This is a genomic window from Microvirga ossetica (genome assembly GCF_002741015.1).
GTDB classification, from domain to species: Bacteria; Pseudomonadota; Alphaproteobacteria; order Rhizobiales; family Beijerinckiaceae; genus Microvirga; species Microvirga ossetica.
In genome coordinates, this window is the sequence record NZ_CP016617.1 from 745,841 (window position 1) to 760,749 (window position 14,909).

The 14,909-nt window shown below is 60.5% G+C and carries 15 protein-coding genes; 10 read left to right on the forward strand and 5 right to left on the reverse strand.

Features of this window, described 5'->3' with window-relative positions; translation table 11 throughout:
• Positions 1-409: 409 nt before the first annotated feature.
• Positions 410-1,251 (reverse strand): IS5 family transposase gene (locus BB934_RS31390; RefSeq protein WP_099513794.1). Its coding sequence is split into 2 segments (ribosomal slippage): positions 410-867 and positions 867-1,251, totalling 843 coding nucleotides; the frame shifts between segments, so codons are not numbered across the junction.
• Positions 1,252-2,093: 842 nt separating this feature from the next.
• Between BB934_RS31390 and BB934_RS47570 the strand changes: the two genes are divergently transcribed.
• Complete coding sequence (locus BB934_RS47570) at positions 2,094-2,495, forward strand: response regulator (RefSeq protein WP_157934430.1); 402 nt, start codon at positions 2,094-2,096, stop codon at positions 2,493-2,495.
• Positions 2,496-3,042: 547 nt separating this feature from the next.
• Positions 3,043-3,351: a DUF736 domain-containing protein gene (locus BB934_RS31400; RefSeq protein WP_099513796.1), complete on the forward strand. Its 309-nt coding sequence runs from the start codon at positions 3,043-3,045 to the stop codon at positions 3,349-3,351.
• A 51-nt stretch (positions 3,352-3,402) separates the two neighbouring features.
• On the opposite strand, the gene BB934_RS48860 is transcribed toward BB934_RS31400, so the two are convergent.
• Both BB934_RS48860 and BB934_RS47580 read right to left on the reverse strand, forming a co-directional pair.
• On the reverse strand, positions 3,403-3,591 hold the full coding sequence (locus BB934_RS48860) for a hypothetical protein (RefSeq protein WP_157934431.1): 189 nt from the start codon (positions 3,589-3,591) through the stop codon (positions 3,403-3,405).
• A 287-nt stretch (positions 3,592-3,878) separates the two neighbouring features.
• Positions 3,879-4,049: a hypothetical protein gene (locus tag BB934_RS47580; protein WP_157934432.1), complete on the reverse strand. Its 171-nt coding sequence runs from the start codon at positions 4,047-4,049 to the stop codon at positions 3,879-3,881.
• A 745-nt stretch (positions 4,050-4,794) separates the two neighbouring features.
• Here BB934_RS47580 and BB934_RS51120 point away from each other — a divergent pair.
• The 8 genes from BB934_RS51120 (at position 4,795) to BB934_RS31440 (ending at position 10,859) form a co-directional block, all read left to right on the forward strand.
• The gene (locus BB934_RS51120; protein WP_418294797.1) at positions 4,795-5,097 is read left to right on the forward strand and encodes a DUF433 domain-containing protein; all 303 of its coding nucleotides are present in this window, start codon (positions 4,795-4,797) and stop codon (positions 5,095-5,097) included.
• 118 nt (positions 5,098-5,215) lie between these two features.
• Positions 5,216-6,442 (forward strand): type II toxin-antitoxin system HipA family toxin, encoded by a 1,227-nt coding sequence (locus BB934_RS31415; RefSeq protein ID WP_099513799.1) that lies wholly within the window; start codon positions 5,216-5,218, stop codon positions 6,440-6,442.
• A gap of 607 nt (positions 6,443-7,049) precedes the next feature.
• Positions 7,050-8,084 (forward strand): AAA family ATPase, encoded by a 1,035-nt coding sequence (locus BB934_RS31420; protein ID WP_099513800.1) that lies wholly within the window; start codon positions 7,050-7,052, stop codon positions 8,082-8,084.
• On the forward strand, positions 8,081-8,578 hold the full coding sequence (locus tag BB934_RS31425; RefSeq protein ID WP_099513801.1) for a hypothetical protein: 498 nt from the start codon (positions 8,081-8,083) through the stop codon (positions 8,576-8,578). Before BB934_RS31420 ends, BB934_RS31425 begins: the two co-directional genes overlap by 4 nt.
• 107 nt (positions 8,579-8,685) lie before the next feature.
• A complete protein-coding gene (locus tag BB934_RS31430) occupies positions 8,686-9,642 on the forward strand; it encodes a P-loop NTPase family protein (protein WP_157934434.1) in 957 nt (318 codons plus the stop codon).
• 228 nt (positions 9,643-9,870) lie between these two features.
• Positions 9,871-10,161, forward strand: coding sequence for a hypothetical protein (locus BB934_RS31435; protein ID WP_099513803.1), 291 nt, complete (start codon positions 9,871-9,873; stop codon positions 10,159-10,161).
• A gap of 105 nt (positions 10,162-10,266) precedes the next feature.
• Positions 10,267-10,425 carry a hypothetical protein gene (locus tag BB934_RS47590; protein WP_157934435.1) on the forward strand — a complete coding sequence of 53 codons (159 nt, stop codon included), beginning with the start codon at positions 10,267-10,269 and terminating at the stop codon, positions 10,423-10,425.
• Positions 10,422-10,859, forward strand: a complete 438-nt coding sequence (locus tag BB934_RS31440; protein ID WP_099513804.1) for a hypothetical protein — start codon at positions 10,422-10,424, stop codon at positions 10,857-10,859. The genes BB934_RS47590 and BB934_RS31440 overlap by 4 nt, the downstream gene beginning before the upstream one ends.
• Before the next feature lie 87 nt (positions 10,860-10,946).
• Here BB934_RS31440 and BB934_RS31445 read toward each other — a convergent pair whose 3' ends face one another.
• Both BB934_RS31445 and BB934_RS31450 read right to left on the reverse strand, forming a co-directional pair.
• Entirely contained in the window at positions 10,947-12,476 is a 1,530-nt protein-coding gene (locus BB934_RS31445) for a hypothetical protein (RefSeq protein ID WP_157934436.1), read from the reverse strand.
• Positions 12,477-13,804: 1,328 nt separating this feature from the next.
• The gene (locus BB934_RS31450; RefSeq protein ID WP_099513806.1) at positions 13,805-14,725 is read right to left on the reverse strand and encodes a hypothetical protein; all 921 of its coding nucleotides are present in this window, start codon (positions 14,723-14,725) and stop codon (positions 13,805-13,807) included.
• Positions 14,726-14,909: the final 184 nt, after the last annotated feature.

The following is a 14,909-nucleotide window of genomic DNA, read 5'->3' on the forward strand; positions in this document are numbered from 1 at the left end:
ACCTGTTGTAATTAGGAGCTCAGGTTGCTCGTATCGGACTTGAGCATGAGGCGAATAAGAGGCTCGCAACGGGCATTAAATTCTGCGTCTGCTCGTGCATACTTCTCTCTTATACGATGTCGTTCGGCTTCAACGCAGTGAGACAGCAACATGGCTGTATACGGGTTGGGCGGTGGAATGTCGTAAGCCAGTTTCTTCACTTCCTGGATAAATTCGTCGACCCAAGTATCTTCGACCATAACCAACCCCTTGGGCAATCAGCCGAGCTAAAACAGTAATCCAAAGCCGATAACCTTGCTATTTCTTCTGAATAGTCGCGAGGCAATACAGCGGGTTCCAAGAGTGGTACTACTGTTCCACTCACGACGGCGGCTCTGGCATGGTTGAGCTTAGAGTCGGTCCGAGCGATTCATGAACTTTGACAAAGCCTTGCGATCCTGCGGGTCATGAGCCGGATCATGGCGAGTTGCACGAACGCCAGCTGCGTGCGCGTGAGGTTCTCAAAATCCTTGACCAGCCGGCGGCAGCGACCGAGCCACCCGAAGGTTCTCTCGACAACCCACCGCTTCGCGACCACCACGAAGCCTTTGGCGGCATCCGATCGTTTGACAATCTCCAGAACCACCTTGCCGGTCCGTTTCGCGGCCGCGGCTGTTGCTGCGCCGCTGTAGGCGCCATCGGCAAACAGGCGCTGCAGGAACACGAACACGCGCCGCACACTCGTCAGAAGCGGCAGAAAGCCCTCCCGATCCTGCACATCGGCCGGTGTCACATTCAGCCCGAGCATCAGGCCCAGCGTGTCGACGATAAGGTGACGCTTCTTGCCTTTGACTGTCTTGGCCGCGTCATCGCCGATCGGATCGATAGGCCTCCCCCTTTTTCGGCGCTCTTGACACTCTGGCTGTCGACGATCGCGGCGGTGGGACTGGCGTGGCGTCCCTCAAGCGCGCGGACCTGCTGGTAGAGCGCGAAGTGCAGGCGCTCGAGCACGCCATCGCAATGCCAGCGCACGAACCAGCCGTGCACGGTGCTGCGCGGCGGCAGGTCTCTGGGCAAAGCCCGCCACTGGCAGCCTGTGCTCAAGACGTACAGAACGGCATTGAGGATCTCGCGCAAGCGCTCCGGCACTGGCCCGGACCTCGTGCGACGGCGCAGAAACGGTCGCACCAGATCCCATTCGGCATCCGTCAGGTCGCTCGGGTAGCGCAAACCTGTGCGAGCGTAGCGACCTCGGTTCTCTGGGGTCCACATGGGCGCCTCCGCTAATCGGCGCCAACCAGTGAATCACAAGTCATTGCTCGGATTCAAATTTCACTCGGACAGGCTCTTAGCCTCGTCGATTATCTTGAGGTCGGCAGGCTGGGCCTTTGAGGTCGCAGGCTCGAACGTCACACGGTGAGGAAGCGAGACCCGACGCGCTAACGTTCCTGTCCGAGGGTACACATTGACTGACCCTGGCCCGAAGACGCCCAAGATCAGCGAATACAGCGAAGACTGGCGGAGAGGGGAGACTCGAACTTCCGAGGCGGTTGATCGTATGCCGCGTTCTGGGTGAGGTGCCACGTCAGGATACAAGAAGAGACAAGGCCAGAGAAGAAAAAGTCGAACACCTTTCCCGGGGACTGTTCTTGCATCACCTAAGTGTTCATAAAATCCGGGAAAACTGAAAAACTGCCCACAGGCCCCTTAGTGCACTTACGGCGCTTGATGACGAGCGCGAAGGCTTCGGACCTGCTCCGTTCCGGGGCGGCTACCGCTTTCGCGCCTGCACAGCTTTTGCGGAAGGCCGAGCCCACTCCTTGACACAGCCGCTGCGGTGGTGACCGGCATGGGACGCGATCGGATTTAGCGGGTGGGGCTGACGGGGTGGCGGGCCGGCATGCCAAGCTGTCGCACGAAGGGGGCGGGGTGTTGATTCATTGCGGAATGGGACCGTCTTTTCGAGGACAGCGCATAAACTGTCACGTGTGCGCTCCGATCCGGATTCTGTGCGCCTTTTACTGGATACCGGCCTATGGCGCCAGGGCATCATGCTGGAGTTAGGCGACTGTTAACCATGCCGCCCAATAATGCTTTCTTTGGGAGCCTTAGCGATGGCCAGACGACCGCTCATTCTTCTCATTCCTGCAGATCGCCGCACCGGTGCTCTCACACAAGCTGGTCTCGAGGGGTATGGTTACGATGTCCTGGTAGCGGGCACCGCTGAGGAGGCGCTTGACCTCCTCCGTGTACATCAGAGGGTCAGCGTCCTGGTCGTCGACGTCGAACCCGAGAAGGACTCTGACGGAATCGCACTGGCACAAACTGCCCGCCGATCCGATCCGAGCATTCATGTGATCTATACCAGTGGTGCGCCCTACAAGCTTCATGAGCGGCACAAGGTTAGCGGCGCGCCTTGCTTGCGTACGCCATATCATCCGCATCAGCTCGTCGGGGTCATCGGACAGATCTCGAGCCGACACTGTCTTGATGAGTATGAAATGCACGCAGCCTGACAAGCCAATAGCACGGACGCTTTGGAGATCTCGATCGCAAAGGACAGCCATCGTTCGGCTGCCCTGGCGGATAAACCGTCATCCCAAGCGCGCAGCCGGTGTCGGCCAAGGAGAAGCGGAAGCGTGAGGAGTTGATCGCGCCATATTCCGATGTCGTGCCTTAGGGCCTGGCATGCTGCGTCTCAAGAATGACGCGGCCTCTCGGACGCCATTCCTCCGTCCGGTCTCCGCCGACTAAAGCCACCTGATGGCGACGATACCTTTTTCCGTTAGGACATCGGGCATCGCATGCGGCCCCTCAACGGGTTGGTCTGATCGCAGGGCGGCTGCGCCTCGATCCCTTGACCACAACAGCGGGTCCGGACCTGTCGGTCCTGAGAGCGTTTTTCCCCGGCCTTGCGGCCTTCCTCGCGCGACAAAAACGCTCCCCCGCGCCGTCCTCCACGTGCGTTGCGGGCCTGCGGCTGCGGCGTGATCGCCTGACGATCCTTCGACCGCCATCGAGGCCGCGCGGTGCGGCCCGACCAACGGAAAAAGGAACACTCCCATGGCGACCATCGGCACCTTCAGGGAAACCGACAAAGGCTCCTACACCGGCACTCTCAAGACACTCACGCTCACGGTCAAAACCCACATCACCAAGAGCCCAAAGTCGAACGATCAGGCTCCCGACTACCGGATCTTCGTTGGCCCGACCGAATTTGGCGCCGCATGGCTCAAAACCTCCCGCGACGGCCGCGAGTACCTCTCGGTCAGGATGGACGATCCGAGCTTTCCTGCTCCGATCTTCGCCTCCCTGGTCGAGGGCGAAGGTGACGTGTTCGGCCTCATCTGGTCGCGCCGATCTGGCGAATGACCCTCCGGCCCCCGCCTCACAGGCGGAGGCACCGACCCCACTAGCGTCATATCAGAGAGAGCGCTCATGTCCGCCTTCGTTGTCTCGACCGCCCATATCGATACCATTGTCTCCGCCGCCATCGAGCTCGAACTCTTCGCCGCCCGCACCGACCACGGCACCCTCGAATGGGTCTGCCACGAGACGGCGACTGCCTTCGGCCAGATGCTGCTGGCCGAGAATGTCCGCTCCGTCGTCCACCGCTACCGCCTGATCGGCAGCACCGAGGCCTCTGACTACGCCGAGCTCATGGAGACCTACGAGTTCCGGTACCGTCCCTGCGTCCGGGCCGGTGTGGCCGCCAAGGCCCTGGATTGCTTCGACTACCAGTCTTGCGAGACCGACAATTACGAGACGAGCCTCGCCTGTGGGTTCTCGAAGGCCAGAGAGATTGGACCCCTGCTCTTGAACCAACTCCCAGTCAGTGGGGCGTGCAGACGGAAATTTATCAGCCTCGCAGCAGCTACCGACCCGTGTGAGGCCGTCTTTCAGCCAGGCTCCATCTGCCGCATGTCCAAGATCTCCAGCAGAAGAACGCCCAGGATAGCCACAGCCAGAAGTGTTATCACCATCAGGATGAGGCTGTGCCACTTTCCCTGTTGCGCCAGCGTAGCCTTGATGGCTTCAAGCTTGCGTTCTTGTTCACGCTCAAGGGACATGTTTCTTCCTGGATCGACCGACTTTTGCGTGGGTTGCCTGGGAAGATAATCAGCTAAACATGGGTGAAGCTGTGCGATATCACACACGTGATACGCGAAATCCGAACTGATCGGATCCCAGGGTGGACGGTGAACCGTCATTGCGCACCTGTCTCTCGCGTAGTTGGCGCATTCTCTCGGGGGCCACGGCTGACGCCGTGAGTTTCACAGAATAGGCGATCTATACGGCGGCCGCTTTTGGCGGCCGACTCATGGCTCTTGTGCCGGCTGGAGGGAAGAGGGGCGCGGCCCCCTCTCCCCAGCAACCCCGAAAACCCGTCTCCCCATCATTCGAGCTGTCAGGCCGGATCGCCCGGGCCTGCCATCCCTGCATGACAACTCTCCGGCGGCCCTCCAGGCGCATTCGCGCCTTCCGGGTGGGAGATCCCCTGGCGGGATACCGGGAAGATCATCGCCTTCCGCAATGACTCCCATGAGTTCGTCTACCCAGCGTGCCAGTTTGATCAGTCCCGACCGATCGAAGGGCTCGATCGGGTTGTCGGATACTTTCCGTCTCCCGAGGAGGCGTGGGAGTGGCTGGTCACGCCCAATCTGTACACCGACAGCGCAGCACCCATTGACCGGCTGCGGTCAGGGCACATCGAAGTGGTCATTCGCGCGGCAGAAGGTGTCAATGACTACCAATAAGGATATGAACTCAATGCCAGACGACACGATTGTCTCGGATCCGGAAGTCCTGGGTGGCATGCCGGTCATCAAGGGCACACGGGTCTTGGTCCATGACTTGGCTGCGTCCGTTAAGGCAGGTATCCTGCGGGATCGTATTCTGGCGGCCTACCCCACCATCAAGGAGCATCATCTGGATCTGGTTGTCGCTTATGCTGAGGCCAATCCATTGCAGCGGCGGACCAGTAAGCTTCCAACAAGGCCAGGTGCAACCCTGGCGAAGCCCGGTCGGATATCGAGGGGGATTCAAGAGTACCAAGGACACATATCCTCATCGCGACCGCGACGTGCGAGAAACCAAGTGGGCTTTAGCTGTTCTTGAGAATCCGGGAGCGGGAACGCATCGCGGCCATCAACTTCGGCATTCGGGAGCATGACAAGCAGAATGCTTCGACGTCTTCGTGACACCAAGGCATTCGCCCAACCAATCGGAAACCTGAATGTGGCACGTCTCCCCCAGTGGGCGCCTGGATAGGCTCACGGTCTTCAAGCATGTCGGAGGCGGCTACGTCCCGGCCGGCGAGATGACATTCGAGGGCAGTGAGTTTCTTCGTCCCGGTGCATTTCAATATGACCAAAGTTATCTTGAGACACCTGGCGCAACGCCGCTCGATCCTCTTGGCCTTCCCGTCGTGTCACAGGTTTTCCCAGGTGTCCCAGAGGCTCCACTTGCGCTGCTCGACGCCGGGCCGGAGGGCTGGGGTCGAAGCGTCCTTGCCATGGCCTTCGAGGGATCGGTTCTTGGTGCAGCTGAATTTCTCGCGGCAGGCACCACAGACCGCACCGGTGATCTGGCCTTCGGCGCCTCTGGTGAAGGGGGACCTGGACATTGGCGGCCTGATGGCTCCCAGTCGTCGGGGATCTCCAACCAATGCGACGATCTCGAAGCCTTGATGCTTGCCGCCATCGCGGCGGATGAAAGCGACGCGACAGCCGATCAGCTCGGGATGCTCGTCCGAGCCTGTGCCGATGTTGGCGGCGCCCGCCCGAAAGTGAGATGGCGCGACCGGGAAGGGGAAGGGATTGCGAAGTTCCCGACCTGGGGCGACAAGTTCGACGATCCGCGCATCGAGGCCGTTTGCCTGGATGTCGCGGAATCCGCCGGTCTCCCAGTTCCGCAGCGCCGGCTTGAGACCTTCTCGGGCAGGACCGCTTTGCTGGTGCGGCGCTTCGACCGGTCGGAGGATGGCAAGCCCTATGCTTACTTGAGCATGGGAACGCTGCTCCAGGAGCCTGCAAGCAGCTATGGAACGACCAGAACCTACACCGACATGGCAGCGGCTGCCCGGGCGATCGGCATTGAAGCGCCGGAGGAGCAGATGTTCCGCCGGCTGCTGGTGAACGCCTTTCTGCACAACACCGACGACCATCTGCGCAATCACGCAGTCATCAACACAGGGGAGGGGTGGGAGCTCTCGCCGGTGTTCGACGTCGTTCCGTATCTTGAACGGAAGCGACACGTCTGCGCTCCTGGACCCGGGTTCAGCCCAGAGTGCGATCCGCAGGTGGCGTTTGCCTCGCACATTGCCTTCGGGTTGGCTGAAGAGCAGGCTGAGGCAATCCGCGATGATGTCGTGGCGGCGGTGCGCCGCTTGCCTGAGTTTTTCGATCGTCGTGACGTGAGCAAAGCCGATCAGGAGCTTCTGCGGGGATTGGGGCAGCAATGATCCAGATCCCGACTGTGCCTTCGACACGTTCCGGACGTTGGTCCAGATCACTGATAGCATCATGCGCCGCTTCCAGGCACTCTCAGGATGCGCGTGCCGGACGTGCTCAGTCAAACGCGCCTTGTCGGCACAGTCTTGATCTTGCCTCTCGCCTCCTGAGCCTCGGCGTTCGGGTGGCACGCGTGGTTGATGAAACTCACCGTGGTCCCAAGTGGTAGCCCATCGATGGTCGAGCGACTGTTGACGGCGAACACGGATCGAGCCTGAGGCCGGTTGTGACCTCGGCGTTGGTGCTCCTCGGGCCGATGTCGTCGATGATCAACGAGCCCTTCTCGATGACAGCGATGGTAAACGGGCCGAGGCCTGTCCTCGAGCGTCCCACCCAGTCGGCCCTTGGATGCCCTTCATCAGTTCGTCCTTCCACACTGACCCACCAGCCTCGCCATACCGCGGCTCCCGTGCGGCCGATAAGAGAGGTCACCACCGGTGAGACAGGCGCTGCTTAACCAGACAGGGCGGGCAGGGACGTTCCAGTCCCAGAAGACACAGAGAGAGAGGATTACCAGAAGAGATTGAGACGAGGATAGAAACGTAGAAATCCCGGAAAATGACAGTTCAAGACGCAACCCAGCCCCTGCGGGCCGGGCGGGACGCTCTCTGCCTCGATCGCACGCCGCTCACCATCGTGCAGCGGTTTCCTTCAAACCTTCTGACGAAAGCCTTTATCGTGACCACCCCTACAGACGAATCTACTTTGAGCGCCGACGAGCTCGCCACCCTGATCAAAATGCACGTCTTTGGGCAGGATGCTGCCATTGACACCTTTGCGGCGCAGGCCATCCGTCGCCGCGACACACGTCCGGCGGATCGCCCGCTCGGCGTCTTCCTGTTCGCAGGACCCGACGGTTTCGGCATCAACCGGATCTATGAGTGTCTCCAGACCACAGCCGGCGTCAACGCGGTCCGCGCCTCCTTTTCCGGAGCGGTGGCAGCGGCGGACGTCTTGTTTCAGGTGAGCGAGGCCGCCGACGCCCCCCACACCGTCGCCGATTTCTACAAGGTCGACCCAAGGAGCGTCGCCCTTCTCGACAACATCGACAAGGCTAACCCAGACATCATGGCCCGCCTGCAGCAAGCCTGGAGCACCGGTCTCTTGCGCAGCAGCCAGGGAGATGACATTTCGATCGCGGGGGGTATGTTTCTGCTCACGACAAGAGTGGCCAGCACTGCGATCGCCGAGTTGGCCCGGCGCGAGAGCGACCCGGATCGGCTGCACATCGAAAGCCTCAAGATCCTGCTCGATGCCGGCTTTCCGGCCCCTGTCCTGACGAGCATCGACCGGATTGTTTGTCTCCGCGACATCACGCTCGACGATCACTTTCGGTCGGCTTATCGCGGGATCGCTGAAGCCGTGGCTCCTCATGGTCTCGCGCTTGAGGCGGGTGGGGTCGATGCGCGGATCCTGATTGAATTCATGGCGCCACTTCTGGGCGGGCGCGCCACGGCCGGCCGTGTCACGGACGAGGCGCTGGCGGCTTGCCTGGCCGAGGCTCGGGCCCAGGGGATGACGCGGGTGCGTCTGATCCAGGGCGAGAGTGGTGTCCTTGTGGTGCCGGCCATGACCCCGGTGACGGGCGCATGAGCGGCCTTGACCTGGATCCCGCCCTGCGGTTGCAGGCCCACGCCCTTCTCGACCGCTTGGTCGGGGAGGGGAGCACCTTTTCATCCGGCGATGCCCGGCGTCTGATCGCGCTTGTGCCGATGACACGAGCCTCCCGGCTCTCGTTTGTGGGCACCCTCACGGGCCGCGGCGGCCGCCTGCGCGGGGATGCCGCCGGCGTCGGCCCGGTGGACCTGGAGGGGGAGGCGAGGGATAAGCGCCTGTCGTGGAAAGCGCCCAAGCTTTACCGGATCGGGGGCTATGAGGTGACCCATGCCCCGGGAGAGATCGGGATCAGCCTGCTGTGGCACGAGACGCGGATCGATCAAAGCGGACAGAGCTGCGTGCTGGTTTACGACGCCATAACCGGTGAGCCGCGGGAAATGCTGATCGCCCGGGAGCGCTCGCTTGGGTTGTTCTTCATCCGCTTGAGCTACGTCTCGTACATTCCCTGGAAGACGCCGGTGGCCGGATAGGGAAGACCCTTCAGGTCATCGGTACAGCCCTTCCGACCCCCTTCCCCGACACCGTTTCAACCAGCGCCGCCACGAGCGGCGCTTTTCATTTCGACTTGGACACCTTCATGACAACCCTTTCTTCAAAGCCAATGCCGATAGTGCCCGTCCCCACCGCCGCCATGATCGCCGACGCCCTTTCCGGCGCTGTGATCGGGCAGGATCCGACCCTGGCTGCCCTGGCCACTGCGGTGCACGCTCAGCTCACACTCCATCAGCCCGGCCGCCCCACCGGCGTCCTCCTCCTCGCCGGCCCTGACGTGGCCCGGGCCAAGGACGCGATCGCCCATGCGCTCGCCGACGTCCTCGGGTACGACTGGGGCCTGTACGATCTCGCCGATCCCGACCTGACCGTGGAACAGTTGTTCCGGTCCGGACCATCGGGCCCGCGTCCGGGCTCGCTGTCGCATCAGCTGATGCGCGTGCCGCACTCGGTCATCGTGCTGGATGGGATCGAACGAGCTGACCCGCCCGTGCTTGAGCGCCTGATCGCGAGCTGGCGCAACGGGGTCATCCTCGACATTGCGGGGGAGGGGATCCCGACCGATGCGGCGATCTTCCTGCTCACGACTGCCGTCGCGCCCGCGCGGCTTGGCCAGATCGGCCGGGAGGACCTGTCGGCCGATCAACGGCACCTCGCCTGCCTCAAGATCCTGTCCGATGAAGGGGTGCCGGCGGGTCTTCTGTGCGGCGTTGATGTCGCCTTCTGCCTTCAGGGCCTGACGATGCGCGATATCGCCCGGGAGTGCCGTCGTCGTCTTGAACAGCAGGTGGCCTCGCATGGGCTGAGCCTGACAGAAGATGGTCTCATCACCGAAGTTCTGACATGTGCCATGACCTCGGCGCTTGGCGTCTCAACACTGGCGTTCCGGCACCGCCGCGTCGCCCTCGACCGTCGCCTCGCGCAGTGCCGCAAGACGGGCGTCACGCGCATCCGGCTGGTGATGGACGGGGACGAGATCGGCGTTGTGCCGGTCAAGCCGGCAGATGCCGCTAAGAGCGCACCATCGGCATCGAACCCTTAGTGAGCGTCCCGCGGTCGTCTATCATCATGGTCGCAGAGCGCGATCTTGGAAACCGAGATGCCCCGAAACCGGGAGCCGGAATCTGCCGCGATTTGAGACGGGACGCGTCTTGTTGCGGGTGCGGCGGCCGCGCCATTCGGCATAATGACCACAAGGTCAGTGTCACCAGAGCCTTGCAGAGCAGGTCGCGTCGCAGGGGTTGGTCCTGGCTGAAGGCGACATAGACGCGTGATCCTGATCCATCCCATGGATCCGGCGATCGAGCCCTTTGCCTCAGGCGTCACGTTCCTGCGTGATGGCGAGAAGCAGGTCTCATGGAATCCTCCCACCGTTCACAGAGTCGGAGGGTATGTGGTCACTCACTCCTCGGGCCAGATCGTCATCGACATGATGTGGAGCGAAACGTGCGAGGATCGATCGGGCCAAAGCTGCCTGCTCCTCTACGATCCTGACATGCGAGAGCCGCAGCGGATCTCGGTTCAGAAGTCCCTGCCCCTGCTATTCATCCGCTTGGTCTAAGTCACCTACGTTCCGGGAGGAAGCCAGACTCTACGCGGACAGGGGTGAGCTCATTGCCCCATCGGCGGGCCTGCCGCTCGAGAGCTCTGCATCGATCATCGCCTCGTGACTCCACCAGTGGTCCGAGCGGGTCAGATCGCCACCACGGCCTACGACCTCTGGAAGCCGGAGTACTCGTACACCTCGCCCATGAAGGAGGCCGCCTACCACGGCTTCGTATTCGGCTCGCTGTCCCCGCGCAGCAGCCTGAACCGCGACAAGTGATCCCGCTGACCGGTCCGGCCCTGAAGCATGCCGCCTTCCAGCGCCAGGCCGATTTCGCCACCGACATCCTGCTCGGCAAGGTGCCGGAGATCGAGGCCTTCCTGGCTCTCGATGACGAGAACGCCGCGATCGACCAGGAGGACGATCGACAGCAGGCCGCCGTCCGGGCTGTGATCGACGAGGCCCTGGCTCAATACGTCCCGACCCAATGGGACGCCGAGCTCGTCCGTCTCATGGAAACCATGGACTGGACCTTCGACTACACCGATCGGCCGAACAGCGCGTTCTACGATCAGCGCCGCGAGATCGAGCGCCGCCTGAAGACCCTGCCGCTGGAGGTCGCCATCAGCTTCCTCGACGTCGCCAGCCATATGTGGAGCTACGCCTACCGGCTGCTCCGCAACCACCCGGACGCGATGAAGGCAGCCGCATAAGCCGGCTCACGACGAAATAGGGAAGGGCGGTCCACCTCACGGTGACCGCCCTTTTTCGTGCCGATCGGTCCAAACCCCTGAGACCGTCTATCGACCGCTGTTGTCGATGCTATCGAGATAGCGTTCGAACTCCAGCTGTTCCACGGCCTCGGCCGCCATGAACTCCCGCAGTGTCGGAACGTCAGGCTCGTCCCAAATGATAGCCTTAAACTGATCCTGCATACTCCATAGATGCCGGTTCATCATGACAGATCCATGGAGACGACGCGGGAAGAGCCAATAAGGAAAGCGCTCATGGCTCCGGTTCCAGTGCGGGATCGACTGGTCACACTCAGCCCATTCCGCCATATCCCGAGGCGAGAAGCCTTCAAGCCAGGTCATCGCATTGATGACCTTCTTATAGACCTCCTGCTCTTCGTCGGTCAGCCTTCCCAGGATCTCATAATCGTCCTTGGCCATACGGATCTTGGCAATATCGAGCCTCATATCCAGATCATCGTTGTCAATCTGGCCCGTCTTGTAACACCAATGGTGGAACTCCACCGACCACAGCCGCTCCTCAACCAGAGGCCACACGCAAATACGGATGCGCTCCTCTTCGATCCAAGGCTCGATCATCATCTTGAATGTCCGATAAACGCCCATAGCGCCCCGATAATTTCTCAGGCCATCTTTGAGCATCTCATCGACCTCTTCGAGGGTCATCTCATCCTCGTCGTTGAGATATTTGACGTAGAGCCACTTGAGGACATCCTCCTCCTTCATGCTCTGGTCAGGGTTTTTCTCATTATAAGTCGGATAAACCGTCGAGAGGCCAAAGCCCTTGAAGACGTCCTTCACTTCAGTCGGAGCCGACTGAGGATCCGTGAAGTCGTAATCATGCTTGAAGGCCCCGTGATCACCACGCTCCCAAACCCGGCTCTCCATGAACCTCAGGAAATGGCGCTCCTTAGCCTCAGCCAGATCAGCCGCGTCGAGTTCATCCTGATACTCCTGGTCGAAGCCCAGAGGCCGCGCGAGGAATGACGGCAGAGGACGTTCAACGAAATCGGTCTCGTCGACCACCGACTTTGCCGGTGCCGGAACGACCTCAGAAAGGGTCGGCTCGACCTTAGTCTTGACCGAAATCGACGTATCGCTGATCGCGACATCGATCTGGATCGCCTCAGGCTCAATGACATCCACGCCACGGCTGCCCGCGATCGTCGACTCCAGAAGAGTACGGCCGATTTCAGGGGCCAACTTCGGCACAGAGGCTGGGGCAGGGGATGCGGTCTCGGTCAAACCGGTATCAAATGTCTCAGTGGGAGAAATATGCAATGATGGCGTGGCTGTAGGTTGTATTGATGCGCTCCGAAGGCGACTGGCGGAAGTGGTCGCCCGCGAGCGGCGACGAGGGCGTGGGTTGTCAGGGCCCCCTACGGGCGGTCTGCCCGGTTCTCGCTTCGGTGCCGCCGTGAAGGCCAAATCGATTGCCGCTGCCTGTGCCGCTGTCCGATCGAACCGACCGCCGACGGTCGCTCGCTGGATCAAGGCAATTAGCTTTCTGGTCTGGCTCTCAAGAGCGCTCGCTGAAGCGAGCCTCGCCTCATATTCCGCCAGAGCCTTGGCTCGCATCTTCGGGATGCCTGTCTCAAGGGTGTTCAGAGCGCGCTCGAGCATGGTTTTTGGGCGCTCTTGTCCCCAAAGGTAGCGATTAGAAGTCATGATAATCTGTCTAATGTGAAAGTTGATGTTTGAGGTGAACTCAAATCATACGAGCAGCCTCAGCGGCCTGTAAACGCCAGAATTCGTGACTTTTCTTGAATAACTGCAGGTTTACTCTTGCCCTTTGCTGCGTGATGACGCCGCAATCGAAGCATGTCTCGTGGATGCTCTCGCGCAGTTGGCGAAGAGGCTGCCTTGCTACGCTGCCAAACCCGCCAAGATCCGCACAGCTGGCCGGTCATTTTTCGATCGTAACGTTGAGCCGCAATGAAAGAAATTCGCACTCTGGGGCATCCTCGCAGGATGATCGGCAAATCTCATTTAAGTGCTCTACCGAGGGCAAATTTTTTGTTCAGCTACGTTGCTCAAAGTGGAGTCAGGAGCAAATCGGAACGGTGGCTTGTTTCGTTCGCGTAGGATCCTGAGCAAATGTCGAAGCGTAAAAACTTGCTGGGCGTCCGCAGCGCGCGCCGGTGTTCAGAGCAATAATCAGGAGGCTCGCTTTTGCCACACAAGGGCAAAACCCTTTGCCTGATATCCTGCACATTGGTGCCGTGAAATCGGAGAACGGCATCGATGGCTAATTTCACAAGTGACGAATTTGCCTACTGCATTGGATGCGACCGAGAGCAAAGAATAAGGGCCGCACATCCGAACTGGATAGTGCTCTCGGGCACGGGGAGAGTCCTGGATGGCCAGTTCCCAGGCTCCTTCGGACCTGGCGCGGGCGGGGGCGAGAACTAGCCCGGGAGGCAGAAATACGTCTCCTTCGGCCGATCAGAATAACAGGCTCAATACCGCAAACCTGACGCAGGCACGAGAATACGCCACAATATATAATATTATTCCATCGATAAAAAGTTAGGCTCAATACCGCAGATTTTATGCACGGGGTCTAAACCCTCTCAACGATTGCGCCGCTCCCCGTCCAACACATCCGTTTGAATGGCGCGGTTCGTCCAGCGCAACTCGAAAACTCGATGGCGGGGCGACCGCGGCGGATAATTAGGCATATCTGAAATTGACCATGACCCCAGGCCCACGGCAGCCAGAAATCATAGAGCCCTGCGGCACAACTCGTCTCCTGCATGGCTGCTCTCCCGCCCATACAGACGTCCGCAAATTTGTCCCGCACGGATGTCTCACGAAGCGCAAATTGCCCTAACTTTTTGGTTGCCGGCCGTCCGAAACCTGCCGGCTGGCCAATCCTCAAAGTGGCATCTGGCTGGCCTTTCTGCTCAGGCTTCCGTGCCGGCCAGAATCCGTTCCACCACGTCAGCTCCTTGCTGCTGTATCAACTGCCAGAATTGAACAAAGTCCGTGACCTGTGGACCAGCCATGGCCAGGACGTCCGTCACGGGTTCGAGGCTGACTTTTTGCCGGGCTGCTTCTTCGGCCGCCCTGGCGGCGGTTGTTCGCCCGGCCGGATCGCAGGCATAGGCCAGCGCCACATACGCGTTAAGTTGCTTTGCCCTCGCGATCACGCCGGCGATCTGGTCAGGGCGTGAGCCTGTTGCGACATAGACGATCTCGCCGATGTCGAAGGCCTCGATGGGCGGCAGAATCCCTTTGCCTAGTTCTGTCACCGCGCGCAGGGCGAGAGCCTCAAGAGGTGTTTCGGTCAACACATAAACAGCCTGCGTCACAGGTCCTACGGCCTTAACGGAGAGAAACCAGACACCTGTCTGACTCACGAGAAATGGTTGCAGATGCATGACAGAGCTGGCCGGGTCTTCCGTGATGAGACCAATACGCGAGGGATCCACCAGTGGAAACGCCACCTGCACCTGGTCGCCGAGCCGGGCAATGCCGATCAACTCCTCGGCACACCTTCGCGCCTCCTCGGGCTTTGCCACGAAAAGGGGGTCTACAAGAAAATCCCCTACGAGTTCCGGCTCGGCTTCCTGATGAAACGGTTCTACATCCTGGCTCCGCTGCGGGCGGGACCCTTTGACCTCTGCCGCGAACCGGCGCAGATCATCACGGGTTGCGAGCCTCTCGCTGAGGGCAAAAATCTGCTGTCGAAGAAGCGTTATTTCTGCCAGTAGCGCACCATGTTTGGTCTCTTCTTGTTGAGCAGCAATGGCGGTCGCAGCTTCCTCCCGTGCCTTGGCCAAGGCCCTTTTCTTCCGCGAGCGCTCGGTGCTCGACATTGCCATTGCTTGCTCTCCGAAACTCAAAATCTCTGTGTCCCGAGCTGGATGGCTCAGTAAGTGACTGAAATCAAGCAACAATCTATTTTCGTCCCGGAGAGTAAGCAACGGGTACAGGATCGATGAGGGGCGGAAACGGCGGCCAAGGGCTTTTGGTGGTTCTCCCGTCACTTTCCTGGAGTTGGAGCCG

Bases quoted from the DNA above. Each gene is read 5' to 3' on its own strand.
- BB934_RS31430 (WP_157934434.1), top strand. From the start codon at position 8,686: ATGACAACCCTTTCTTCAAAGCCAATGCCGATAGTGCCCGTCCCCACC.
- BB934_RS47570 (WP_157934430.1), top strand. From the start codon at position 2,094: ATGGCCAGACGACCGCTCATTCTTCTCATTCCTGCAGATCGCCGCACC.
- BB934_RS31445 (WP_157934436.1), bottom strand. From the start codon at position 12,476: ATGCGAGCCAAGGCTCTGGCGGAATATGAGGCGAGGCTCGCTTCAGCG.
- BB934_RS31425 (WP_099513801.1), top strand. From the start codon at position 8,081: ATGAGCGGCCTTGACCTGGATCCCGCCCTGCGGTTGCAGGCCCACGCC.
- BB934_RS31400 (WP_099513796.1), top strand. From the start codon at position 3,043: ATGGCGACCATCGGCACCTTCAGGGAAACCGACAAAGGCTCCTACACC.
- BB934_RS47580 (WP_157934432.1), bottom strand. From the start codon at position 4,049: ATGTCCCTTGAGCGTGAACAAGAACGCAAGCTTGAAGCCATCAAGGCT.
- BB934_RS31450 (WP_099513806.1), bottom strand. From the start codon at position 14,725: ATGGCAATGTCGAGCACCGAGCGCTCGCGGAAGAAAAGGGCCTTGGCC.
- BB934_RS31415 (WP_099513799.1), top strand. From the start codon at position 5,216: ATGTGGCACGTCTCCCCCAGTGGGCGCCTGGATAGGCTCACGGTCTTC.
- BB934_RS51120 (WP_418294797.1), top strand. From the start codon at position 4,795: ATGCCGGTCATCAAGGGCACACGGGTCTTGGTCCATGACTTGGCTGCG.
- BB934_RS31420 (WP_099513800.1), top strand. From the start codon at position 7,050: ATGACAGTTCAAGACGCAACCCAGCCCCTGCGGGCCGGGCGGGACGCT.